Source organism: Hymenobacter jeongseonensis (genome assembly GCF_015694725.1).
Lineage (GTDB): Bacteria > Bacteroidota > Bacteroidia > Cytophagales > Hymenobacteraceae > Hymenobacter > Hymenobacter jeongseonensis.
The window spans coordinates 466,969-492,365 of sequence record NZ_JADQDQ010000001.1 but is presented as its reverse complement, the minus strand read 5'-3'; the positions used below and the strand labels follow the sequence as shown (position 1 = coordinate 492,365).

Annotated in this window: 17 protein-coding genes; 11 read left to right on the top strand and 6 right to left on the bottom strand. The window is 62.0% G+C overall.

Going from position 1 to position 25,397, the window contains the following annotated elements; genetic code table 11:
- Positions 1–369: 369 nt before the first annotated feature.
- From I2I05_RS02080 to I2I05_RS02070, 3 genes are all read left to right on the top strand, one after another.
- Positions 370–8,649 carry an FG-GAP-like repeat-containing protein gene (locus I2I05_RS02080; RefSeq protein WP_196280539.1) on the top strand — a complete coding sequence of 2,760 codons (8,280 nt, stop codon included), beginning with the start codon at positions 370–372 and terminating at the stop codon, positions 8,647–8,649.
- 163 nt (positions 8,650–8,812) lie between these two features.
- Positions 8,813–10,672 carry a BamA/TamA family outer membrane protein gene (locus tag I2I05_RS02075; RefSeq protein WP_196280538.1) on the top strand — a complete coding sequence of 620 codons (1,860 nt, stop codon included), beginning with the start codon at positions 8,813–8,815 and terminating at the stop codon, positions 10,670–10,672.
- A gap of 222 nt (positions 10,673–10,894) precedes the next feature.
- Positions 10,895–11,278, top strand: a complete 384-nt coding sequence (locus I2I05_RS02070; RefSeq protein ID WP_196280537.1) for an Hsp20/alpha crystallin family protein — start codon at positions 10,895–10,897, stop codon at positions 11,276–11,278.
- Positions 11,279–11,442: 164 nt separating this feature from the next.
- Here the strand turns inward: I2I05_RS02070 and I2I05_RS02065 are convergent, their stop codons facing one another.
- Positions 11,443–11,766, bottom strand: coding sequence for a hypothetical protein (locus I2I05_RS02065; RefSeq protein WP_196280536.1), 324 nt, complete (start codon positions 11,764–11,766; stop codon positions 11,443–11,445).
- Between the two features lie 5 nt (positions 11,767–11,771).
- A complete protein-coding gene (locus tag I2I05_RS02060; protein WP_196280535.1) occupies positions 11,772–12,047 on the bottom strand; it encodes a VF530 family protein in 276 nt (91 codons plus the stop codon).
- A gap of 98 nt (positions 12,048–12,145) precedes the next feature.
- Between I2I05_RS02060 and I2I05_RS02055 the strand changes: the two genes are divergently transcribed.
- From I2I05_RS02055 to I2I05_RS02045, 3 genes are all read left to right on the top strand, one after another.
- Positions 12,146–13,036 carry a glycoside hydrolase family 25 protein gene (locus I2I05_RS02055; protein ID WP_196280534.1) on the top strand — a complete coding sequence of 297 codons (891 nt, stop codon included), beginning with the start codon at positions 12,146–12,148 and terminating at the stop codon, positions 13,034–13,036.
- Positions 13,037–13,144: 108 nt separating this feature from the next.
- On the top strand, positions 13,145–13,606 hold the full coding sequence (locus tag I2I05_RS02050) for a septal ring lytic transglycosylase RlpA family protein (protein ID WP_230688083.1): 462 nt from the start codon (positions 13,145–13,147) through the stop codon (positions 13,604–13,606).
- Between the two features lie 42 nt (positions 13,607–13,648).
- On the top strand, positions 13,649–13,843 hold the full coding sequence (locus I2I05_RS02045; RefSeq protein WP_196280533.1) for a hypothetical protein: 195 nt from the start codon (positions 13,649–13,651) through the stop codon (positions 13,841–13,843).
- A gap of 47 nt (positions 13,844–13,890) precedes the next feature.
- On the opposite strand, the gene I2I05_RS02040 is transcribed toward I2I05_RS02045, so the two are convergent.
- The 4 genes from I2I05_RS02040 to I2I05_RS02025 all read right to left on the bottom strand — a co-directional run bounded on the left by I2I05_RS02040 (position 13,891) and on the right by I2I05_RS02025 (position 17,411).
- Positions 13,891–14,241 carry a hypothetical protein gene (locus I2I05_RS02040; RefSeq protein ID WP_196280532.1) on the bottom strand — a complete coding sequence of 117 codons (351 nt, stop codon included), beginning with the start codon at positions 14,239–14,241 and terminating at the stop codon, positions 13,891–13,893.
- Between the two features lie 54 nt (positions 14,242–14,295).
- A complete protein-coding gene (locus I2I05_RS02035; RefSeq protein WP_196280531.1) occupies positions 14,296–14,958 on the bottom strand; it encodes an SOS response-associated peptidase in 663 nt (220 codons plus the stop codon).
- A gap of 180 nt (positions 14,959–15,138) precedes the next feature.
- Positions 15,139–16,785, bottom strand: a complete 1,647-nt coding sequence (glgP, locus tag I2I05_RS02030) for an alpha-glucan family phosphorylase (RefSeq protein WP_196280530.1) — start codon at positions 16,783–16,785, stop codon at positions 15,139–15,141.
- Between the two features lie 170 nt (positions 16,786–16,955).
- The gene (locus tag I2I05_RS02025) at positions 16,956–17,411 is read right to left on the bottom strand and encodes a PA2169 family four-helix-bundle protein (protein WP_196280529.1); all 456 of its coding nucleotides are present in this window, start codon (positions 17,409–17,411) and stop codon (positions 16,956–16,958) included.
- Between the two features lie 273 nt (positions 17,412–17,684).
- Here I2I05_RS02025 and I2I05_RS02020 point away from each other — a divergent pair, with 273 nt between their 5' ends.
- The 5 genes from I2I05_RS02020 (at position 17,685) to I2I05_RS02000 (ending at position 25,371) form a co-directional block, all read left to right on the top strand.
- Positions 17,685–19,121 (top strand): hydrolase, encoded by a 1,437-nt coding sequence (locus I2I05_RS02020; protein ID WP_230688082.1) that lies wholly within the window; start codon positions 17,685–17,687, stop codon positions 19,119–19,121.
- A 175-nt stretch (positions 19,122–19,296) separates the two neighbouring features.
- Complete coding sequence (locus I2I05_RS02015; protein ID WP_196280527.1) at positions 19,297–21,198, top strand: glycoside hydrolase family 13 protein; 1,902 nt, start codon at positions 19,297–19,299, stop codon at positions 21,196–21,198.
- A gap of 28 nt (positions 21,199–21,226) precedes the next feature.
- Positions 21,227–21,934, top strand: a complete 708-nt coding sequence (locus I2I05_RS02010) for an SDR family oxidoreductase (protein ID WP_196280526.1) — start codon at positions 21,227–21,229, stop codon at positions 21,932–21,934.
- A gap of 100 nt (positions 21,935–22,034) precedes the next feature.
- On the top strand, positions 22,035–23,858 hold the full coding sequence (locus I2I05_RS02005; RefSeq protein ID WP_196280525.1) for an alpha-amylase family protein: 1,824 nt from the start codon (positions 22,035–22,037) through the stop codon (positions 23,856–23,858).
- A gap of 97 nt (positions 23,859–23,955) precedes the next feature.
- Positions 23,956–25,371 (top strand): MFS transporter, encoded by a 1,416-nt coding sequence (locus I2I05_RS02000; RefSeq protein WP_230688081.1) that lies wholly within the window; start codon positions 23,956–23,958, stop codon positions 25,369–25,371.
- Positions 25,372–25,397 lie beyond the last annotated feature (26 nt).

The window sequence follows — 25,397 nt, the reverse complement described above, 5'->3', positions numbered from 1 at the left end:
ATGCTTGTCCTCGAACGCAGGACCACAGAACAACCATTCTATGCCGGCCGTGCAACGCCGGGCCCACAAAGATGGGGGCCTCAACAGAAACCGGCGCGCCGCAGTTGCTCGCGCATGGCGCCAGCTTGCATTTTTAACAGGCGCACATGAAGTGGCCACCAGGCAATTTCACCCGGTCATAATACCCTGACGCTATTGTCAAACGGCAATAGTGATACAGTTAAATACTGCCGGCGCTTTCGCCCATTGAATCTTCGTATTCAATCTACCAAAAGCCCTCCTTTTGTTTGGTTATTTGTGCAATAACTTCGGCGCCGACGTGCCGACGGCATTTCTTATTCGGACGCCCATTTTAGAATCCGCAGCTGCTTGAATACACTTTCTACCTCCATTTTTAGGCCGCGCATCCGGCCCTTATTCGTCCGCTTCACCCATTTTTTGCAGTGGAGCTGCCTACTGGCTTTTTCCGGGATGCTGCTCAGCGGAGCAGCCCAGGCACAAGTCACGGTTACGAGTCGGCAGCCGATGGGCAACGCCGTGAGCGCGCCCCGCAATGCGGCGGTTACGGTGGGCTTCTCTCAGCCCATATCGGCCGCTACGGCCCCCAACCTGCGGGTGTACGGCGCGCAACGCCGGGGCAAGCTCGCGGGCGGCGTGGCCGGCGGGGGCACCGCGGCCCTCACGTTCACGCCCGCCCATGCTTTCGCGCCCGGCGAAGTGCTGAGCGTGAGCCTCCCCGCCTCCCTCACCAGCACGGGCGGCACGGCACTGGCCCGGCACGTGTACCAGTTCACGGCCGCCACGGGCGGCAGCGGGCGCGGCTTTTTCGGCGACACCACCGTGGTGGGCAACACCGGCAACCGCGACCAAGTGCTGGGCGACCTCGACAACGACGGCGACCTGGATTTGGTCACGACCGGCGCGCTCTACGGCTGCCGCATTTTCCTGAATAATGGCGCCGGGCGCTACCGCTTTTACACCGGCCTGATAGCGGCCGAAACGCCCAGCGGCGTGGCCCTGGCCGATGTGGACGGCGACGGCGACCTCGACCTGCTGGTGGGCGATGCCGAAAATGCGCTGGTAGCCGTGTGCCTCAACGACGGAACAGCCAACTTCACCGGCTCGATAACGGGCGCACAGAATACGCCGGTGGGCGCCCGCCCCACAAGCATCGCAGCCGGCGACGTGGACGGCGACGGCGACCTGGATTTCGTGACGGCCAACAACGCCGGAAACTCGGCCACGGTGCGCTACAACAACGGCACGGTGCCGCTGCTTTACACCACGGCGGCGACGGTGAACGTCGGCGCCGGTCCCACGTCGGTGGCCCTGGCCGACATCGACAACGACGGCGACCTGGACCTGCTCACCGCCAACGCCGGCTCTTACACCAGCCCCGTTGGCACGGTGAGCGTGAGCCGGAACTCCGGCGCCGGCTCATTTGGCGCGGCCGTCAGCATCGCGGTAGGGCTCCAGCCCGCAGAACTGGTGGTGGCGGACGTGGATGGCGACGGCGACCTGGACCTGCTCACGGCCGATGCCGGGGCCGCGTCCATCAGCCTGCGCACGAACAACGGCACCGGCACTTTTGGCACCCTTGCTACTTTTCCCCTGCCCCCGGGCAGCACGCCCAGCGGCCTGCGCACCGGCGACGTCGATGCCGACGGCGACCTAGACGTGCTAGTGGCCCAGGGCACAGGTGGCCGGGTCTTCACCTTTCTGAACACCGCGGGCACGTTTACCCCGCAGGACCGCCCCCTGCGGCTGAGCCGGAACGCAGCGAATCCCCTCACTTCGACGGGCGTCACGCTGGGCGACGTAGACGGCGACGGTGACCTCGACCTTATTACCTCGGATGGGCAGGGGCACGTGCTGCTGAGCCTGAACGTGGGCGCTTTGCCACCGCTGCCCATTCCCCTCATTGCCAGTCTCAACCCTGATACCGGCCCCAGCACCACAGCCATCACCATCACCGGCACCGCCCTGACGGAGGTAGTGGCCGTGTTTTTCAATGGAACGGCAGCCCCCGGTTTTGTGCTGAATGGCACCGGCACTGCCCTGGAAGTAACGGTGCCCACCGGCGCCACCAGCGGCCCGGTAACCGTGGTGACGGAAGAGGCCGGCACGGCCACATCGCCCGCGCCATTCACCGTCACCGCCCTGGTGCCGGTGCTGCTGACGGGCATTGCCCCATCACGCAACGCCGCCAGTGCCCCTCGCGCCAGCAACGTTGCGGCCACTTTCACGGTCCCGATTACGGCGGCCACGGCCGGCAACGTGCGGGTATTTGGCAGCCAGCGGCGGGGCAACCGGTCGGGGGTGCTCACGGGGGGCGGCACAACCACCCTCACATTCAACCCTGCTCAGGACTTCGCCCCCGGCGAGCTGGTGAGCGTGAGCCTGCCCGGCAGCCTGCGCGCCGCCGATGGCAACCGCGTGAGCAAGCAGGTGGTGCAGTTCACGGCCGCCGTGGGCGGTACGGGCCGTCACGATTTCATTACGAACGCCACCCTAACCATGGCCGGCAACGAGCGATTCCGCCTCGGCGACCTCGACAATGACGGCGACGTGGACCTGGCGGCGCCCGGTGGTTCGCAGGGCGTGCTGCTGCGCCTCAACAACGGCGCGGGCACCTTCAGCACCGGTCCGACGCTCACCGGCCCAAATAGTGCGGATTGGCTGGCGGTGGGCGACGTGGATGCCGATGGCGACCTGGATATTGTGAGCAGCAAGTTCGATGGCACTGCCACGGTATGGCTCAACAATGGCAGCGGGGCCTTTACCAATTCCAGCACCTTATCGGCCTCCGGCTCCAGCACCCTGACTATGCTGGCGCTAGCGGATGTGGATGCCGACGGCGACCTGGACTTGCTGGCCGTGAGCGACGGTCTGGCAAGCACCCTGTTCAACAACGGCAGCGGCTCTTTTGCCGGACCGCAATACTCTTACCTCGACGTGGCGGCGTTCGATACCGCCATTGGCGACGTGGACGGCGACGGCGACCTGGACTTGGTGATGACGGGCCGATACAGCGGCCCGGGTTACAGCGTGGTGGCTATCAAGCTCAACAACGGAGCAGGCGCCTTCGTCGACGCGCCCGCCCTGGCACTGACTTCGAACGCCGCCCCCAAAATAGCCCTGGGCGACCTCGACGGCGATGGCGACCTGGACATGGCGTTGACAACTACCTTGAGCGGCTTTGTTGATGGAATTATCATCCGGCTCAACGACGGCACGGGCCGCTATGGCAACGTGGTGGCGACGCTAACGATGGCCGGCCCCGGCCTGGCCCTGGCCGATACCGACGCCGATGGCGACCTCGACGTGGTAACGCACGCGGGCGTGGGCCTCAACGACGGCGCCGGCGGCTTCCCGGAAGTGACCACCGCCACGGGCGCAGGCACGTCTGCCTCCGTTGTCGCTCTGGCCGATGTGGACGGCGACCTGGACCTGGACTTGCTGACCAACGACCAAACCGGCGCGGTACGCGTGAAGCTCAACCGGCCCGGCCCGCCACCGGCCCTCACCGGCCTCACCCCCGGCAGTGGGCCCGTGGGCAGCCACGTGCTGCTGACGGGTTTGCATCTAAAAACGACGACCGGGGTCACGTTCAACGGGATGCCCGTTGTCACCTTTTCGGCTATTTCGAACACCCAACTGGTGGCGACCGTGCCCGCTGGCGCCACCAGCGGCGCGGTGGCGATGACCAGCCCCGCCGGCACGGCCACCGCCCCCACGGCCTTCACCGTGACCCAGTTGTTGGCGGCCACCGTGGTGAACCCAGCGCGCAACACCGCCAATGTGGCCCGCCCGGCCACGGCCAGCGTCACCTTTGCGCGGCCGGTGAGCGCGGCGACTGCCCGCGAGCTGCGGGTATTTAGCAACCGGCGGAGCGGCCCGGCCGCGGGCACCGTCACGGCCAACGGCAGCACGCTCACCTTCACCCCGGCCCGGCCTTTTGCGGCGGGCGAGCTGGTGAGCGTGAGCATTCCGGACCGCCTGGCCGGCACCGATGGCAGCCGGGCCCAGCGCCAGAGCTTCCAGTTTACGATGGCGGCGGGAGGCACCGGCACCGGCCTGCTGCTGCCCGTCACCAACGGGCAGCCATTTGCCACGTACCGTTCCGGCTACGGCTATGCCGTGGGCGATATCGACCAGGACGGCGACCTCGACGTGGTTTCGAATAGTGGAATGCTACGCTTCAACGACGGAGAAGGGGCCTTTCCGGACAGCACAAACACGGCCGAAGGCTTCCTGGCAGGCACTAACCCGCGTGAGGTTGCCCTCGCTGACCTCGATGCCGACGGCGACCTCGACCTAGTTTCTACGAATGGCCAGTTGTACCTGAACGCCGGCCAAGGCAGGTTCACAGAACAGCCGCTCATTCAAAAACTTGATGACGATACGCACGACCTGGCGCTGGGCGACCTGGATGGCGACGGGGACCTTGACGTGGTGGCTCCGAACTACGCCCTCGACAGCGTGCGTGTGCTGTTCAATGACGGCACGGGCCACTTTCCCCGCCGGCTATTGGTGGCCGTGGGCAGCCACCCCACCGGCATTGCCCTGGGAGATGTGGACAACGACGGCGACCTGGACTTCGTCACGGCCAATGCGGGCGACGTGGCCGGCGCGGGCAGCACCATCAGCGTGGGCCGGAACAACGGCATCGGCTGGTTTCCCAGCGTGCAGACCACGGCCGCGGGCACCGGCCTAACCCAGGCCGTGCTCGGCGACCTGGACGGGGACCACGACCTGGACCTCGTGACCAACAACGGATTCGTTCGGCTTAACAACGGGGCCGGAACCTTTGCCGGCAGCCAAACCACGCCGGCCGGCACCGGCGTTGCGCTGGGCGACCTGGATGGCGACGGCGACTTCGACCTGATAGTGAGCGGCGCGGGCACCGCCGCCGTGCGGCGCAACAACGGCTCGGGCCAGTTCAGCGGCACCGAAACGGTGAGCTTTGGCAGCACCAGCCAGGGCCACGACCCCGTGCTGGCCGACCTCGACAACGACGGCGACATGGACCTGCTCATGGCAAACAGCACCAACGAAGCAGTACACGTATCGCTCAACCAGCGCCTAGCCGCGCCGGCGCTGCTCAGCTTCACGCCCGCCAGCGGCTTACCAGGCGCTACCGTGGTGGTCACCGGCACCGACTTTGTGGGCACCACCGGCGTGACCTTCAACGGCACGGCGGCAACTGACTTCACCTTGCTCACGGCCTCGCGGCTGGAAGTGAAGGTGCCGGCCGGAGCCAGCTCGGGCTTGCTGCAGGTGGCGAATGCCAACGGCCGGGCCAGCTCTGCCACCGCATTCACCGTGTTGCAACCAATTGCCGTGACGACGACCAGCCCGGCGGCTAATGCCGTGGTGCTCCGCACCACACCGGTGGCAGTTGGTTTTGGGCAGCCCATCACCACCAATACCAGCGCCAACCTGGCCGTATTCAGCCAGCAGCGGGGCGGACGCCTGGCAGGCAGCCGCACGGGCGCGGGCAGCGCAACGCTAACCTTTACGCCCACTCTCCCCTACCTACCGGGCGAACAGCTGAGCGTGAGCATTCCGGCTTACACCACGGCCAATCAGAGCCGGGTGCAGAAGCGCGTGTATCAATTCCGCGCGGCCGTGGGCGGTACCGGACGGGGCATCATGAGTGCTCCAACCCCGATTCGGAACGGCGGACGACAAACCGCACTGGGCGACGTGGACGGCGACGGCGACCTCGACGTGCTCCAAATCGATGACTACAACGCCACGGTCATATTGCAGCGCAGCACCGGGGCGGGCACCTTCGCCACCGGTGTTGCGCTGCTAACGAGCAGTGGGGGCGACATCCTGAACTCCGTGGCGCTGGGCGACGTGGACGGCGACGGCGACCTCGACCTCGCCGTTACCAACTCCACTGATAACGTGGTGCAGCTGCTCGTTAATAACGGGACGGGCACGTTTGCCGCGGCGCCGGATGCCCCCGTGGGCGACTACCCGCAAGCGGTAACGCTGGCCGACTTCGACGGCGACGGCGACCAGGACCTGCTCACCGCAAACGCCGGCGAGTTTGCCTCCAGCACCAGCCTGCGCTACAACGACGGCAACGGTCATTTCAGCGGCACTACCAACGAAGTGCTGTACCCGGCCGGTTACCTTTCGGTTGGGGCCCTGCGAGTGGGCGACCTGGATGGCGACGGCGACCTGGACCTAGCGATGGCCTACAGCGGCTACAACGAAGTGCGACTCAACGACGGCCACGGCCATTTTTCAGCGACGGCCCGCCTGCCGTTCTCGCAGGATATTGGCTCAACATTTGAGCTGGCCGACGTGGACGGCGATGGTGACCTAGACGCGCTGGGCCTAAGCTGGCGCGACCCGACGGGCAACGTCGGCTTCGGCGCCTGGGTGAACGTGGCCCTGAACAACGGGGCCGGCGTGTTTGCTCCCGGCGGCTTCTGGAGCAGCCGGGGTGGCGACAGCCTGACCGCCGGCGACTTGGATGCCGACGGCGACGTGGACCTGGTACTCAGCAGCTCTAACTACAACTCGGGGCAAGTACTAATTAATAACGGCCAAGCCAATTTCGCCGCGCTGCAGGACTTAACCTTTCCCAGCAACCGACCCTTCCGGCCCACGCTGGGCGACATGGACGGCGACGGCGACCTCGACGTGGTGGCCACGTATCCGCATCTGTCGATATTTTTCAACAACCCGCTGCCGGTGCCGGTCATCAGCGGCTTCACCCCGGCCACCGGCCCCGAGGGCACCACGGTGCGCATCACCGGCACCGGTTTTAGTATCGGCTTTATTACGACCACGGCCGTGCGCTTCAACGGCACCAACGCGCCGGGCTTCGTCGTCAATTCGGCCACACGCATTACCGTGAACGTGCCCGCAGGAGCCACTACGGGAACCATTTCGGTGACGACTCCCACCGGCACGGCTACTTCGGCCACGGCCTTTACGGTGGCGCCGCAGGTGCTGCCCACGCAATTTACCCCAACCGCCAATGCCACGTCGGTGGCCCGCAATGCGGCCATCAACGTCACCTTTCCCACGGCCATCACGGCGGCTTCGGCGGGCAACATGCGGGTGTTTGGCAACCAGCTGCGGGGCCGGCGGGCGGGGGTGATGAGCGGAGGCGGCACGGCTTCCCTCAGCTTCGACCCCGCTCAGGATTTCGCGCCCGGCGAGCAAGTCAGCGTGACTTTGCCCCGCTCCATGCAGTCCACAACCGGCGCCTTGGCGGGGCCGCAGGTATATCAGTTCACGGCCGCCACGGGCGGCAGCGGGCGCGGCGGGTTTGTGCCAGGCCCCACCGTGGCCATGGGCCAGTACGCCTCCTCCCTGGTGCTGGGCGACGTGGACAACGATGGCGATTTGGACATGCTCACGGCCATTGAGTTCGGACAGTCGTATTCGCCGGCTCGGATTGGCGTGCGGCTCAATAACGGGCAGGGGCAATTCAGCGCCGGGGCCACCATCACGACCAACATATACGGAATAAACAAGTTGGTGCTGGCCGATGTGGACGCCGACGGCGACCTGGATGTGGTGGCAGGCGCGGGTAGCCGGGGCGTAAACGTGTGCCTCAACAACGGCAACGCGACGTTTGGCACCGGGCGCTATGTGGGCTTGATTGCCGACCGGCTGGCCGTGGGCGACATGGACGGCGACGGCGACCTCGACATCGTAGTGGGCGACAACTCAAACACCGGGCTGGTCACCATCGCCGAGAACGACGGGCAGGCCAACTTCATTTACACGTCGCCAAACTACAGCTACTACTACCCCATTACGGACCTGGTGCTGGGCGATGTGGACGGCGATGGCGACCTGGACGCCGTGACGGCCAACGACGACGATGGGGCCCGGATACTGCTCAACGTTGGCACCAACATCCTCACCCTGGGCACCACCATCCCAATCACCGATTACATCCCGAGCCTAGCTCTTGCTGACATTGACGGCGACGGCGACCTGGACCTGACCATCGGGATGTTGGATGCAACCCACGACTCCTGGGTGACCACCATGACCAACAATGGCACCGGCGTATTCACCAGCTCCGGCCCCCGGGTGCCGGTGGACAAAGGCCTCAAGCAGCTGACCCTGGGCGATGTGGACCACGACGGCGACCTCGACATAGTGGCCCTGAGCAACTACGACGTGTACACCTACCCCAGCGTCAACGTCCGGCTCAACAACGGCGCCGGCCGCTTTGCGCGCACCGCCAGCCTGATGTTGTTCGGCAACCCGTCGCAACCGACGCTGGGCGACGTGGACGGCGACGGCGACCTGGACCTCACCATGGTCCAGTTCAACGGGGTGAGTGCCTACATCGACGAGCGGCTGAACAACGGCTTGCTCTTGGCCGCCACGGCCGTCACGCCCACCGGCCCGCAAGTGACGCTGTATCCCAACCCCGCGCCCGGCCGCTTCGCCGTGGCCGTACCGGCCGAGCTGCGGCCCATTACCGCCCGCGCTCCGCTCCGCCTCTACAACGCGGTGGGGCAACTGGTGCTGGAGCAGCCCTGGCAGCTTTCGGCCAGCGGCGAGCTGACGGTGGATGCCACCCGCTTGCCGGCCGGCGTATACACGCTCCGGCTGGAGCTGAAAAATGGCCCGGCGAGCTACAAAGTCGTGTTGCAATAACTACCTGAGCGGCTTCAAGCGGCTGTTGGTTATTGCGGAAAAGTCCGCCCGGTTAGCCGGGCGGACTTTTTCAGTTCTGGCGGTGGGAGTCGTTTTCAGGACGCTGTACCCCGGCGTTTATCTTCGGGAAATTAAACGCCGCCTTTCGCGTTAAGGCTTCCGAATGACTACCCGGTTTCTGCTGTGCTTTTGGGGACTGTTGCTGCTGGCCGGACTGGCCGGGCTTCGGGCGGCCCGCGCCCAAACACCCACGCTGGACCCCAACGCGCCCAATCAGCCCGGCCTGGCTACCCCACCCCTGCCGCCCGCCGCGAGCCCGGCCCCGGCTCCCGCGCCGCGCCGGGTGCTGGCCCGGCCACGCATGCTGCTCTTCGATGCGGAAGCCGCCGACCGGACGGTGCTGCGGCGCTACAAAGTGCGGGCCACCGTGCCCGATTCCCTTAGCGCCCTGCGCGAGGTGCGCGAGCTGGTGCTGGCCCTGCAGGGCGCGGCCTACCTCACGGCCTCGGCCGACGAAATGCGCTGGAGCCGCGACACGGTGCGCGTGCGCCTCTACGTGGGCCAGCCGTTCCGCTGGGCCTACCTGCGCAACGGCAACCTCGGCGATGGGCTGCTCACGCGCGCTGGCTTCCGCGAAAAGCTGTTTCGCCAAACGCCTTTTTTACCGGCCGACTGGGCGAAACTGCAGGAGCGAATTTTGGTAGAAGCCGAAAACCAGGGCTTTCCCTTTGCTACCGTGGGCTTGGATTCCATTCAGCTGACCGACCAAGACATTGCGGGCCGGGTGGTGCTGAAACGCGGGCCCGCTGTGGTGTTCGATTCGCTGCAGATTGTGGGCAACACCAAAACCAAAAAGCGCTTCCTCACCAAGTACCTGCAGATTTTCCCCAACCAGCCTTTTAGCCAGCAGCGGGTGGCGGCGGCGGCCCAGCAGCTGCGCCAGTTGCCCTACCTGCGCCTGCGCGCCGAACCCGAAATCCGGTTTGCCAAAGGCACGGCGCGGGTGTACCTGCTGCTCGACGACCGGGCCTCCAACCAGTTCGACGCCATTGTGGGAATTTTGCCCAACGCCGACGCCAACAAAACCGGCGTGCAGTTTACCGGCGATGTTACCATCAACCTGCGCAACATCAAAGGCGGCGGCAAGCAGGTGGGCCTGCAATGGCGCAAAACCGATGCGCTTTCCCAGCTGCTTGATATCCAGTACGTGCACCCCAACTTCCTGGGCTCGCCGTTGGAAGTTTCGGGCACGTTCAATCTCTACAAGCAGACCAACGATTTCACCACCATCCGGCCCCGGCTGCAAGTGACGTACCCCACCATCCGCGCCGGGCGCATCAGCTTTTTTGCGGAGCAGCGCGGCTCGTTTATCGACGTCTTGCAGGATACCACGGTGCTGCCCCAGAACCTGGATTCGCAGTACAATTCCTACGGCCTGGGCTATGCGTTCAATAGCCTCGACGACCTGTTTTTTCCGCATCGCGGCACCTTGGTGAGTAGCCAGGGCGCGGTGGGCACCAAGAACATCACCCGAAATTCGCAGCTGCTGCCCGAACTCTACAACGGGCTGCAATTGCGCTCCACCCAATACACGTTTGGCCTGCGCGCCGAGCGTTACTTCCCGGTGAAGCGGGCGGGCGTGCTCATGCTGCGGCTGCGCGGCGAAGGCCTGGTGAATCCGCGCCTGTTCACCAACGACTTGCTGCGGCTGGGCGGGCTGAACTCGCTGCGGGGCTTCAACGAAAACCAGTTTTACACCAGCTCTTACGCGGTGGCCACGGCCGAATTCCGCCAATTCATCGGCGAGGATTCCTACGTGTTTGCGTTTGCCGACCAAGCCTACCTGCGCCACGACATCGTGGCCGACCGCTACGCCGACCAGCCCACCGGCACGGGCGCGGGCCTCAGCTTCCGCACGCCGGCCGGGCTGTTTCAGTTCGTGTATTCGGTGGGGCGCTCCCGCGACCAAGCATTTGAAATCAGGACGTCGAAAATCCACTTTGGCCTGACCAGCCGCTTTTAATCAAGCTCCCGCCTGCGGGCCATCTACCGGGCGGCCATGCGCCATTTCGTCTGCAATCCGGGGCCGTAAGAATGAGCTTGCGCCACACTGACCGAAAGCCTCGAAACCGGGCAAGAGACCGCGTCAATACGGCTGATATTCAGCGGAACTGGGACTTGATTCAGATTGGTACATCATTTGTCATAGAGGGAACGAAGCCGCTCATTAAACCGGCTCCCTGCCATGAAATTTATCAGCCCGAAATTCATCCGGACCATTGCCCCGCAGCTTGACTTGCTCAACACCATCGGCGGCGGCGTGGCCCAGCCCCAGCTGCGCGTCGACCAGCGTCCCAAAGGCGTAATTCTGCGCGTGGCCATGCCCACCGTGCCCGCCGACAGCTTCCGCGTGGTGCTTAATCAACAGAAACTAACTGTGTTTGGCGAGTACCGCCACCAGCCCGACGACCCGCTGGCCGCGCCCCTTTTCGTGCAAACCCTCGACCTGCCGAACAACCTTGACCTCGCGCGCATCGATGCCGTGCACGAAGGCAACGAGCTGCGCGTGCGCATCCCCTTCTTAAATCCCAGCGACCAGGAACGCGAAATCGACATTCGCCACAACTAATGCGGCAAGTTTCTGCTCGCTAATCCTATCCATTATTTAGTTTGATAACGCCGGGACCGACCGGCACCGCAGTCCATTAATAACGCCGGGGCCGACCGGCCGCTTCCCCCTTTGGATTTCACTCTTGAGCCACCGCCCACAGCGGTGGTTTTGTTTTTGTGCCTCTACCCAAACAGCGGAATAATGAGCACGAAACTCATCACCAGCGCCAGGTAGAACCAGCCCATGACTTGGCCCCGGTAGCGGCGCGGCATTTGGTTGCTGAGCACCAGCATGGCCGCAATCACCAGCACCAGGTGCGCCACAAAAAACACCATAGTCTTCACCCAATTGCTCACAATGGTGTTTTCCTCCTGGTATTGATTGGATTCGCCCAGGCCCGACGTGAGGTACTGCAGCCCGTAAAAGGCCACGGTTTCGAAGGCCACGAACAGCAGCAAGCCCGCCAGCAGCGCCGGTTTTGAAGACTTCTCGGATACGTCAGCCATGGGCGCTACGGGCGGGGACGGCCCTGCACCTCGGCGGTACGGGCCTTGATGTACAGTTCTTCGACCTTGGCGCGGGCCCAAGGCGTGCGGCGCAAAAAACTCAGGCTGGACTTGATGCTCGGGTTTTCGGCGAAGCAGTTCATGCGCAGGCGGGCATCCAGTTCGGGCCAGCCGTAGGCGGCCACGAGGTACTCGAGAATTTGGGCGAGCGTGACGCCGTGCAGCTCACGAATGAGGTGGCCGGCTTCGTCGCGGGCATCGGCGGCGCGGAGGAAAGACATAGGGAGAAAAGGCAGCTGAAAGTGTAAAGTTCGCGAAAACACCGGGCCCGACGCACGATGGGACCGGGCCCGGCGTTATTTTTGGGCCAGTCCGCCTTATGCCCGCTTCCCGCCTCACCCGTCAGCCAGCCAAACCAGCCCCGCGCTCCGTTCGCCGGCGGCAGTGGCGGCGCGGCGTGCTGGCGCTACTGCTCCTCGGGTTAGTGCTGGGCCTGACGTACTACCTGCGCCACCGCGTGCAGGTGAACCGCTACGCCCGCCGCACCTGGGCCACGCTTACCAAAGGCGGCCTGACCGGCCGCGAAAAAACGCCGCTGCTCGCGGGTTATTCGGTCCACGGCATCGACGTGTCGGCTTATCAGGGCCGCATCGACTGGCCCGAAGTGGCCCGCCACGGCGTCCGTTTTGCGTTCATAAAAGCGACGGAAGGCGGCACCATGCGCGATGCCCGCTTTGCGCGCAACTGGCGCGAGGCCCGCAAGGCCGGCGTGCTCTGCGGCGCTTACCACTACTTCCAACCCAAGCGCGACGGCAAGCTACAGGCCGACCTATTTGCCCGCACCGTCCCCATCGGCCCCGGCGATTTGCCGCCAGTGCTCGACATCGAAGCGCCAAATTTTCACGACGTGGCCGTGCTGCGGCGCGAAGTGGGGCGCTGGCTGCGCCTCATGGAGGCACATTACGGGGTACGGCCCATTCTCTATTCCAACTACAGCTACTACAAGCGCTACCTGGCGGGTCATTTCGACGACTACCCGCTCTGGCTGGCCCACTACGAAGTCGAACGCCCATCCATGCCGGCCAACAAGTGGATAATTTGGCAGCATTCCGACGAAGCCTACGTGCCGGGCATTCGCGGCGTGGTGGATTTTAACGTGTTTCAGGGCAACTTCAAAGCCTTGCAGGCCCTGCGTGTGCCCGCTGCCACTGCCCGCCAGCCCAAGGCAGCCAAGGTTCCACAGGGAAAGCCAACCAGCCCCAGCCGTTGATTTTCAGAGCCATTGCAGGCACACAGCGGCTGTGTACGCGCTGCCAACTAATTTCCCAAGAATGCAGGTTAAGACGGTCGCCAGCGTTTATTGCTAATTTTGAGGCCAATGGAAATGACTCTGAACGCCACTTTTTTGCGCGGCTACTGGTGGCGCACCTGGCTGCTGCCGCTGCTGGTGATGGGACTGCTGGCCTCGTGCAGCAGCAGCCGGAGCGTGAGCAAAGACGCCCCCGGCCGCAGCAAAAGCACTGCTGCTCCCCGAGGGGCCTCCACCCAAAAAGGCCTGGGCTCCTACTACGCCAATAAGTTTGCCGGCCGGGCCACGGCCAGCGGCACCATCTACCGGCCGGGCGAAATGACGGCCGCTCACAATACGCTTCCCTTTGGCACCCTCATCCGGGTGACCAACACCCGCAACGGCCGTTCGGTGGAAGTTACCGTGACCGACCGCGGGCCGCACACCAAGGGCTACATCGTGGACGTGTCGCGCCGCGCCGCCGTGCAGCTCGACATCATCGAGGCGGGCGTTGTGCCCGTTGTGGTCACCGTGCTTAAGGCGGCTAAATAACCATTCGAGTTAACTCAACAAGCCGCTTTTACTTCCCTTCTTATGAATATCCGCAAAAAAGTACGCTGGGCCCTGCCCCCCGGCACGGGCCGCTACGCCGCCATCGACCTATGGGTGCAAGCCGCCGAAGACGAGGGCTGGAGCGAAGCCGAAGTGCAATACGTCATCGACGAAGTAGTGGAAGCCGCCGATGACGCGGCCGGCCTGGAAGTGCTGGACTGGTATACGTACAAATAGCCGCCGCCAAGTCAGAAGGCAATTCCGTTTTTTGGCGCCTCAAACCGTTATTGGTTTCGTTGCAGGGCCGGTTGCAGGGCTTGGCGCAGCCAGGTTCCGGCCAGAGCTGCCATTCCTCCAACCAAGCCGGCAACCAGAGCCGTAACCAGCAGCAAGGCCACGGGCGAGCCCCCCAGCGGCAGCAGCTGCGCCACCCGCCCGGCCAAGAGGCCCTCGTTTTGATACGACAGCCACGCGGCGGGTAGCAGCCAGCTCAGGCCAGCGCCTCCAAAACCGGCCCCAAAAGCGACCCAGCCCGACGGAGCCAGCAGCAAGCCCACGCCAAACGCGACCACGGCCAGGCTCCACCACGGCAGGTCGAGCTGCACGGCCGCAGCCAGCACTAAAATAAGAAGCAACAAAAGCCAGGGGTTACGCCAATTCATGCGGGCAAAGTAACATGAACTGCCCCACTAAGCTGCCGCTAATACCTCGGCATCGTTGTTGGCGGGCGAGTTCACGCGTTTGCTGATGACGTATTCTCGCATGGCGGCCGCATCGTAAGGCACTAGGAGGTGCTGGTGGGCGGCCAGGCCCAGGTCATTGTCCAGCCAGGCTTGTTCGGCGCGGCGGGTGGGCAGAATGACGGGCATGCGGTTATGAAGCTTGGCCATCAGCGCATTGGGCTCTGTGGTGATGATGGTGAAGGTGGGCATTAGCTCGCCGGTACTGCGGTCGAGCCACTCGTCCCAGAGGCCGGCAAAGGCAAAGGGCTGCTCGTCGCGCAGCAGAATGCGGTGCGGCACCTTGCCAGCGGGCGTGGCCTCCCACTCGTAGAAACTATCGGCCAGCACCAGGCAGCGCCGCCGCCCCAGTAGTTGCCGAAACGAAGGCTTTTCGGCCAAGGTCTCGGCGCGGGCGTTGATGGGCTTGGGGCCGCCGGCCGGGTCTTTGCTCCAACTGGGCACGAGGCCCCAGCTCAGCAGTTGAATCTGGCCGGGGGCGGCGTTGGTAATCACGGGCAAGCGCTGCGAAGGCGCGGCGTTGTAGGTCGTCGGCGCGGGTTCGGCAAATTTGGCGTCGAAGCGCTGCTCTACCGCGGGCGCGGGGGCGATGAAAGTGTAGCGGCCACACATGGCAGAATGGGAATGAAGGAGGAGAACCAAAAACGTCTGCCATCCCGAACGCAGTGAAGGACCTTATCACGCTGGGACGACTCGTTAATACGACAATCGTTCAAACTTGATAAGGTCCTTCACTGCGTTCAGGATGGCAGACGACTAATTCTGGCCCATTTTTGCCACCTAAACCACGCCCTACTTATACAGCAGCTCGTAGTATTCTTTGGCCATGCGGCCCGACTCAAATTCGGGCTCTACGTCCTTCATGGCTGTTTTCACCACTTTCAGGAAGTGCTTGGGCTGGTCGTAGTACATCGGCACCACGGCCTTTTCCAAGACGTCGAGCAGGGCCGTGGCCTCTTGGTCGTCTTTCACATTTTCGGGCAAATGCTCGTCGGAATGCGGGATGAGGAAGCCGTTTTCGCCGTTGCGGCAGAATTCGGGAATCCAGCCGTCGGCAATGCTGAGGTTGACGCTGGCGTTCATAGCAGCGGTCATGCCGCTGGTGCCGCTGGCTTCGCGGGGGAAGCGCGGCGTGTTCAGCCAGATGTCAGAACCCTTTTTCAGGGCCGCCGACAAGCCCAGCTCGTAGCCGGTGAGCACGGCACAGTTTTTCAGATGGGCCGTGCGCTGGATGATTTCATTGAACATGTCAATCGCACCGAAATCCTTCGGATACGGCTTGCCGGCCCAAATCATTTGAATCGGCCGCTTGGCATCGGTGGCGAGCTGCACGAAGCGGTCGAAGTGGCGCAGAATGAGGTCGGCGCGCTTGTAGCCGGCGAAGCGGCGGGCCCACACGATGGTCAGCACTTCGGGGTCGAAAATGTTGCCGGTCTGGTCGGCTACGATTTTAAACAGGTCCTTTTTCAACTCCTGCTTGCGGGCCAGCAGGGCCGCATCGTCCTTGGCCTTGTGGGCGGCGGCCAGCGGCTGGTCGCGCCAGTACAGGCCGTTCTGGCTGTTGGTGATGGGAATGATGGGACAAATGCCTTCGTAGTGGCCCCACATTTCCAAGCTCACGATGCCGTGCACCTTGCTCACGGCGTTGGCCTTGCGGGCAAAGCGCAGGGCGGTGAGCGTGTAGTTCAGCGCATCGTTCTCGATGCGGGCCACGCGGCGCACTTCTTCTTCGGGCACGCTGCCGAAGAAGCTCATGTCGGTGAGCAGCTTCATGGGGCGCTCCTCGTTGCCGGCGAGCTCGGGGGTGTGGGTGGTGAACACCAAGCGTTTCTGCACCTCGGCCAGGTTGCGGCCGTGCTGCTCGTAGAGGTAGAAGGCCAGCGGCAGGCCGTGGCCTTCGTTGAGGTGGTACACGTCGGTTTTGCGGCCGAGCAAGTCGAGCATTTTGCCGCCGCCCACGCCCAGCAGGATGCTTTGGGCCACGCGGGCCGCCGCGTCCGGGTCGTAGAGGTGGTGGGAAATGGTGCGCGAGATGTAGTCATTCTCGGCGATGTCGGTGGTCAGGAAGAACATCGGCACCGTGCCAAACACTTCCGGGGCCAGGTACAGCACCTTCACAAACACATCGGCGCCGTGAATGGTGATGGGGAACAGCAGGCCAGTGTCTTCCAGAAAAGAGTAATGCTTCTGGCGGAAGTCGGCGCGCATGGTCTGGTCCTCGTTGCGGCCCTGGTCGTAGTAGCCAAAGCTCCACAGAATGCTGATGCCGACCAGGTTTTGCTTCAGCTCGTAGGCCGAGCGCATGTGGGAGCCGGCCAGAAAGCCCAGGCCGCCGGAATAGGTTTTCAGGGCTTGGTCGATGCCAAACTCCATGGAGAAGTACGCGGCGGCCGTCTTGAATTTGGCCGCGGGCGCGTAAGGTTTGAAGGTGAACGCCATAGAAATACAATGCACTGGCAATGGCCGGTGCTTTCGAGAAAAATCAAATTAAAAAGTACCCGTCAGCCTGAACAGTAGGCCAATAAGCGTGCAAGGTCCGACGCTTTTGGCCAATAATGCAAAAGGCTGCCCGGAGTGAGCGGGCATCGGAACGGCGCGGAACCCGGGTGTTAGCCCACGCTGGCCACAGCTTTGAGCTGCTGCAGCTTACGCAGGGTTTGCTGTGCGGCTTGGTGCTGGCGCTCCACGGCTTGGCGGGCGGCACCGGTCAGGTCCGCGGCGGCGAGGGCTTCGGCGTAGGCCTTGAGGGCCCATTCTTCGCCGTAAATGTTGGAATCGAGAATGCTGCTTTCGCTGCGGTTGGTCACGATGGCTTTGGCATCCATGAAGCCCCGGTAAAACTTGCCTTTGAGGGTGGTGCTGCTTTCGGCATTGCCTCCGGCGGCGCGGGCAAACCCATTCAGCTCGCTCACAAACTGCTCGCTCTGCTGCACCAACTCTTGGTAATACGCTTGGTTTTGCGGGTCCTTGGTTTCAGCGGCAGCGGTTTTATAACCCTCAATTCGGTCGTTAACAAATAGAGTTAATTCGTTGAGCGTGTCGGCAAGCTTGGAAGTATCGGCCATGGGATAATGAAGCTAAATGAGCTAAAAGGAGGAGGCTAGATGGATAGGCCCTGCAACTGCTGGCAGGTTACCAAAACGTAACGGTCAGGACACAGACCAGGTTGGGAATTGCCATTATTTATAAAATAAATTTAATTTATTCAGCAGTGCTTCCTAATTAGAAAATCTAAATGACACAATCTTATAACCTAAGCGGTGGCTACGTAAGTGGTTAATCAACCTAGCTTTGCCTCCTTCTTATCCACCTCACAACCTTAGTCGAAGCGTATGCGCATGTCGTTTTCTACCCGCTACCTAGTAGCCCCGCTGCTAGGTGCAGTACTATTTGTTAGTTGCTCAAAATCGGAATACCGCCCCGAAGTGCCGACCGCGGCCCCCGCGGCGCAGCAAGTAGCTGCCGCTGGCTTCCCCGAGGGCTTCGAAACCGGCACCAAAACAGCTTACACCACCGGCAGCGTGGCCTTGGGCTCGGGTTCCTGGACCCTGAACGACGCGCTGATTGGCAACACCACCGCCGACCGCAAAACCGGCGCGCAGTCGGTGCGGGTGCGCAACCTGGGCGTGGTGGGCATGAACTTTAACACCACCACCGGCGCCAGCACCGTGAGCGTGAGCCACGCCGCATACGGCACCGACGGCGCCAGTACCTGGGAGCTGTGGAAATCGGCCGACAGCGGCGCCTCTTACGCCAAAGTGGGCAGCACCGTCACGACTAGCAGCACCGCGCTGGCCACCGCCACCTTCACCGTGAACCAGAGCGGCAACCTGCGCTTCCAGCTGCGCAAGGTGTCGGGCGGCACCAACCGCATCAACTTCGATAACGTCGCCATTGAACAAAACGGCACCACGCCGCCCCCCACGGGCACCGGCAAGAAGTTCCTGTTTGACGCCTCGCACGCCGAAACCGCCGGCAACGCCGACTGGGTGCTGGACGTGGACGCCGGCGTAGTGCCGCGCTACCCCACCCCGGCCGCGTCGGGCATCACCAGCAGCACGCCCGAAACGTATTGGACGGCCGCCATCTCGGCCTGGGGCGTAGCCCTCGTGAAATTGGGCCACTCGGTGGAGCAGCTGCCCAATGGCACGGCCCTGACCTACGGCAACGCCTCGAACCCCCAGGACTTGGCCAACTACAGCGTATTTGTGGTTGATGAGCCCAACACGCTGTTCACGGCCAGCGAGAAAACGGCCATTGTGAACTTTGTAAAAAACGGCGGCGGTCTGTTCATGATTTCCGACCACGACATCTCGGACCGCAACAACGACGGTTACGACTCGCCCGACATCTGGAACGACCTGATGGCCAACAACTCGGTGCAGGCCAACCCGTTCGGCTTCAAGGTAAACCTCGACAACATCGTGGAAAACAGCACCAACGTGCGCACCGGCACCAACCCCATCATGAACGGCACGCAGGGCCAGGTAACGCAGCTCGCGTTCTACAACGGCGCCACGATGACTCTGAACCCCACCCAAAACAGCACGGTGCAAGGCCTGGTGTGGCGCAGCACGGCCACTCAGGGCAATAGCCTGGCCATGGCCGCCAGTTGCACCTACGGCACCGGCCGGGTGGTGATTATCGGCGACTCTTCGCCGGCCGACGACGGCACCGGCTCGCCTGGCAACACCGTGTACGACGGCTGGGGCGAAAACCTGAGCCACCCGCGCTTCCACCTCAACGCCTCGCTCTGGCTGGCCAAGCTGCAGTAAGGCCGGGCCCTGCGCCGGATTTTGTTTCCAAAAAGCCCCGTTGCGTAAGTAGCGGGGCTTTTTGCATTTGGCTTCGGCCACCTGTTCTTTTCGGCGGGGCCCGCCCCGAAATTCTTGGATGCCCCAACTGCCTAGGTTACCTTGCCGGTTCTCACCCACGCCGCTTCGTTCACCCATGAGAATTTTCCGCTTTTTTCCGCTGCTTGCGGTGTCCCTGCTGCCAGCGCCTTTGTTGACTAACACGGCCAGCGCCGCACCGACTGCCGTGGCCGAGCCCCTGGCTAAAACCGCCGCCATCAGCCGCATCGACCCCACGTTTTGGTGGGTGGGCATGAAGAATCCCAAGCTCCAGCTGCTGGTGCACGGCCCGGGCATCGGGAGCAGTACCGTGACGCTGAACTACGCCGGGGTGACGCTGGACGGCGTGCAGAAACTGGAAAGCCCGAACTATTTGCTGGTGAATCTGACCGTCTCGCCCGCGGCCAAGCCCGGCAAGCTGGCCTTGCAGTTCCAGGGAGCCAAAAAGGTGAAATATGAGTATGAGTTGCGGGCCCGCAACACCGACCCCGCCCGGGTGCAGGGCGTAACCAGCGCCGACTTTGTGTACCTGCTCATGCCGGACCGGTTTGCCAATGGCGACCCGAAGAACGACATCATCAAAAGCACCAACGTTTCCCGCATAGCCCGCGACTCGATGTACGCCCGCCACGGCGGCGACCTCAAGGGCATCGAGCAGCATTTTGATTACCTGAAGGAACTGGGCGTGACGGCCATCTGGCCCACGCCGGTAGTCGAGAACAACCAGCCCAAGGCCAGCTACCACGGCTACGCCCTCACCGACTATTATACCGTGGACCCGCGCTACGGCACCAACGCCGAGTACATCGGCTTTGTGAAAAACGCCCATGCCAAGGGCCTGAAGGTGATTCACGACGTGGTGCTCAACCACATGGGCTCGCAGAACTACCTATTCAAGGACCAGCCGGCCAAAGACTGGTTTCATCAGTGGCCGGGCTACACGCGCAGCAATTTCCGCGACGCGGCCTTCAACGACCCCTACGCCGCCACTCAGGACCGGAAGCTGTTCGGCGAGGGCTGGTTTGATAAGCACATGCCCGACCTGAACCAGACCAACCCGCTGGTGGCGACTTACCTGATTCAGAATTTCCTGTGGTGGGTGGAAAACACCGGCCTCGACGGCTACCGCATTGACACCTACAGCTATTCGGACCGCAGCTTCCTGATGCAGTGGGGCGCGGCTATTCTGGAAGAATATCCCAAAATCGGCATGTTTGGCGAAACCTGGGTGCAGGGCACGGCCCAGCAGGCGTATTTCGCCCAGAACATTTTTCCGGAGGTGCAGGGCTTCAAATCGAACCTGCCGGGCGTGACGGACTTCCAGATGTACTACGCCATCAACGAAACGCTGACCAAGGACGCGGGCTGGACCGAAGGCATCAGCAAACTCTACTACACCCTGCAGGCCGACTGGATGTACCAGGACCCCATGCGCAACGTGCTGTTTCTCGACAACCACGACCTGAGCCGCTTTTACTCGGTGATTGGTGAGGATTTTCAGAAGTACAAGATGGGCTTGGCGTGGCTGCTCACCAGCCGCGGCATTCCGCAGCTGTACTACGGTACCGAAGTGCTGATGAAGAACTTCACCGACCCCGACGGCAAGGTGCGCGAAGACTTCCCCGGCGGCTGGCCCGGCGACAAGAAAAACCTGTTTGTGGCCGCCGGCCGCAACCCGCAGGAGCAGGAAGCTTTCCGCTACGTGAGCACCCTGGCTACCTACCGCAAAAGCCACCCCGTGCTACACAGCGGCAAGCTCATGCAGTTTATCCCCGACGGGGGCGTGTACACTTACTTCCGCTACAACGACCAGGGCGAGGCGGTGATGGTGATGATGAATTCCAACAAAGACGAAAAAACCGTGGACACTGCCCGTTTTGCCGAGCGGATGGCCGGCTTTTCGTCGGGCCAGGAAGTGACGAGCGGCGCGCCGATTGCGGACCTGAAAACGCTGAAAATCCCGGGTCGGACCGCCTGGGTTGTAGAATTAAAGCGGTAACTTCCGCCTAGCACCTGTTTCTACCGCTATGACCGACCTCACCGACCAAGTTGCCATTGTGACCGGCGCAAGCCGTGGCATTGGCAAAGCCATTGCCATTATTCTGGCCTTGCAGGGAGTTAAAGTCGTGGCCGTGGCCCGCAACGAAGACGAGCTGGCCGAACTCACCCACAAAACCAAGGGCTTGAGCATCGTGGCCGACGTGACGATGGAGTCGGACGCCCAGCAGGTCATCGAGGGCACGCTGCTGCACTACGGCCGGCTGGACATTTTGGTGTGCAACGCGGGCGTGGGCTCGTTCAACGAGCTGGAAAATTTTACCAGCACCGAATGGGACCGGATATTCGACACCAACGTGAAGGGCACGTTTCTGCTTTGCAAGGCGGCAGTCCCGTACTTTAAAGCCCAGAAACGGGGCCACATCGTGGGCATTACCTCCGACGTGGCCAAGCGCACCTTTGCCCACGGCACGGCCTACGGAGCCAGCAAATTTGCCCAGGAAGCCCTGCTGGCCAGCCTGCGCAAGGAAGTGCGCCCGCACGGCATCAAGGTGACCTGCATTTACCCGGGGCTCGTTGATACCTACTTCAACGACACCAAGCCGGGCGGCGCGGAGGCCGAGAAAACCCACCTCCGCCCCAGCGACATTGCCCACGCCGTGCGCTATGTGCTCGAAGCCCCGCCCCACGTGGTGGTGGACGAGCTGATGCTGCACCCCCTCACCCAGGAATGGTAGGATTTGCGGCGTCCGGCGGCGGGCATTAGCAACTAAATAGCCTACTTATTTGGGAACGGCTGACTGATAACTGGTAACAGAACTATTATCTTGCCGCACCATGAAAAAACTGTTGCTGGCCGGCGGGCTCCTCACCTTGGCTGCTTTCTCTTTGCCCACCCCACCCGTGCACGACAAACGCACCACCGATAACGACCCCAATACCACCGCGGAAACCCCTCAGGACCACAAGCTGGTTATCTACCAGCTGCTGCCCCGGCTGTTCGGCAACAAAGTGGCCCTGAACAAGCCCTACGGCACCATTTCGGAGAACGGCTGCGGCAAATTCAACGACATTTCCGACAAAGCCCTCGCCGAAATCAAGAAGATGGGCGTGTCGCACGTGTGGTACACCGGCGTGCTCGAGCACGCCACCATGACGGACTACAGCTCCCAGGGCATTCCGGCCGACGACGCCGACGTGGTGAAAGGCCGCGCGGGCTCGCCCTACGCCATCAAGGACTACTACGACGTAGCCCCCGACCTAGCCGTGGTGGTGAAAAACCGCATGCCCGAGTACGAGGCCCTCATCAAGCGCACCCACGACCAGGGCCTGAAAGTTCTCATGGACTTCATTCCGAACCACGTGGCGCGGTCGTACCGGTCCGACGCCAAGCCCCAAGGCGTGGTGGACTTGGGCGCGATGGACGACAAAACCAAAGCGTTTGCGCCCAATAACAACTTCTACTATTTGCCGGGCAAAAGCTTCGTGGTGCCCGCCGACTACAACCCGCTCGGCCCGCTGAAAGGCCCGGCGGAAGACAAAAAATACGCCGAAATACCCGCCAAAGCCACCGGAAACGACGTTTTCTCGGAAGCGCCCAGCGTCAACGACTGGTTTGAAACCACCAAGCTCAACTACGGCGTGGACTACCAGAACGGCCGCAAGCCCTACTTCGCAACCGTGCCCGACACCTGGAAAAAGATGCGCGACATTCTCGTGTACTGGGCCGGCAAAAACGTGGACGGTTTCCGCTGCGACATGGCCGAAATGGTACCCGTCGAGTTCTGGGCCTACGTCATTCCGGAAGTAAAAAAGGTGAACCCCAACATCGTGTTCATTGCCGAGGCCTACGACCCCAAGGTGTACAAAACATACCTGGACCAGGGCAAATTCGACTACCTCTACGACAAAGTAGGGCTCTACGACGGCCTGCGCCGGCTTATGCGCCAGGAAGGCACCACCGAGGAAATTACCAAGGTGTGGAAAGAGGAAAGCAACGGCTTTTCGTCGCGGATGCTGCGATTTCTGGAAAACCACGACGAGCAGCGCATCGCCTCCAAGGACTTTGCCACCGACCCACGCCGCGCCATTCCGGCCATGACCGTGACGGCCACGCTGGCCTCGGGTCCGGTGATGCTCTACTTCGGGCAGGAGGTGGGCGAGCCCGCCCACGGCAGCGAAGGCTTCAGCAGCGAAGACGGCCGCACCTCCATTTTCGATTATTGGGGCGTACCCGAACACCAAAAGTGGCTGAACCAAGGCAAGTTCGACGGCGCAAGGCTCGGCTTGGAGCAGAAAAATCTGCACGATTTTTACTCGCGCCTGCTGAACGTGGCCAGCTCCAGCGAAGCCATCCGCAAAGGCCGCTTCTACGAGTTGCAGGACGCCAACAACTTGGGCAAAGAATACAATCAGCGCCACCTCTACACCTACTTGCGCTACACAGATAAGCAGCAGCTGCTGGTCGTGGTCAATTTCAGCGCCGACAAAACCTACCGGCCCGTCATCACCATTCCCGCTGAGGCCATGACGGCCATGGGCCTGAACAATAAAAAATTCTATAACTACACCGACCTGCTCAACCCGGGCGAGCCGCGCAACACCCTCAAGCTCACCCTAGCCCCCCTTTCGGCTTATATATTTGAGCTAAAGCCCCAGTAAGGTGCCGTAGTACGCCCCGGAATTAGTAAGTTTGAAGGCCGCGCCGCCCCCACTATTCTGGCGGGCCGCGCGGCCTTCACTTTCTCCTCCTGCTTCAATGGCTGCTCCCACCGCCGCTTCCTCGGTTAGTACCCGCGAAAAACCCCGCCTTAGCTTCTGGCAAATCTGGAACATGAGCTTCGGCTTTTTGGGCATTCAGTTTGGCTTTGCGTTGCAAAACGCCAATGTCAGCCGAATCTTCGAAACCATGGGGGCCAATACCGACGATATTGCCTTCCTATGGTTGGCCGCACCTACCACGGGCTTACTAGTGCAACCCATTGTGGGCTACATGTCTGACCGCACTTGGAGTCCTCGCTGGGGCCGTCGACGCCCCTTCTTTCTGGTAGGAGCTATTCTCGCATCCATTGCACTATTGGTGATGCCCAATGTAACAGCCCTGTGGATGGCAGCCGGAATGCTCTGGATTATGGATTCTAGCATTAACATTTCTATGGAGCCTTTTAGAGCCTTGGTAGGCGATGTGTTGCCATCCGAGCAGCGCACCACGGGCTTCGCCGCCCAAACTTTCTTCATCGGGGTTGGTGCCATTGTGGCGTCATCTCTGCCTTGGATGTTCACTAACTGGTTTAATGTAAGCAATACAGCTGGTCCAGGCCAGATTCCCTTGTCTGTTAAGTACGCATTCTACATTGGCGGCGTGGTATTTCTCTTAGCCGTACTCTGGACGGTGATTCGAACTAAAGAGTACCCGCCCGAAGACATGGATGCCTTTGAAGAAGAAAAGCGGCGCACTGCCGGTTTCTGGAACGGTGTACGCGAGTCGTTCATGGGAATTTTTAATATGCCCAAAACCATGAAGCAACTGGCCGCAGTGCAATTCTTTTCTTGGTTAGCGCTGTTCGCGATGTGGATTTATATGACTCCGGCAATTACCAGCCACATTTACCACACCACCGACACTACTTCAAAGCTTTACAACGAAGGCGCCGATTGGGTGGGCGTCTGCTTTTCTGTTTACAACGGGGTTTCGGCCGTTTTTGCGCTTCTGCTTCCCAGTATCGCCCGGCTCACTAATCGCCGCCTTACCCATATGCTCTGCCTCACGGCTGGCGGCTTAGGCCTGATTTCTATCTACTTTGTGCAGGACCCCAAAATGCTACTGCTATCGATGGTGGGTGTGGGTATCGCTTGGGCCAGCATCCTGTCGGTTCCTTATGCGATGCTCGCTGGTGCATTGCCGTGGAATAAGATGGGCTATTACATGGGTGTCTTCAACTTCTTCATTGTAATTCCTCAGATGGTGGCCGGCGTTACCCTCGGCTTTTTCACCAAAAATGTTTTTCATGGCGCGTCGGTATTGACTTTGGTGCTGGGTGGTATCTCCATGATAATTTCCGGACTACTCACCCTCCGCGTTGACGATGCCGACGATGTTCGTTCGGTCACCACGGATGAACCCGCCGATACTTTGGGTTACGAGAAGCTAGCCCCGGCCAACCCAGAAGTATAATCACCCTTACAATTCTCCGTATTTGT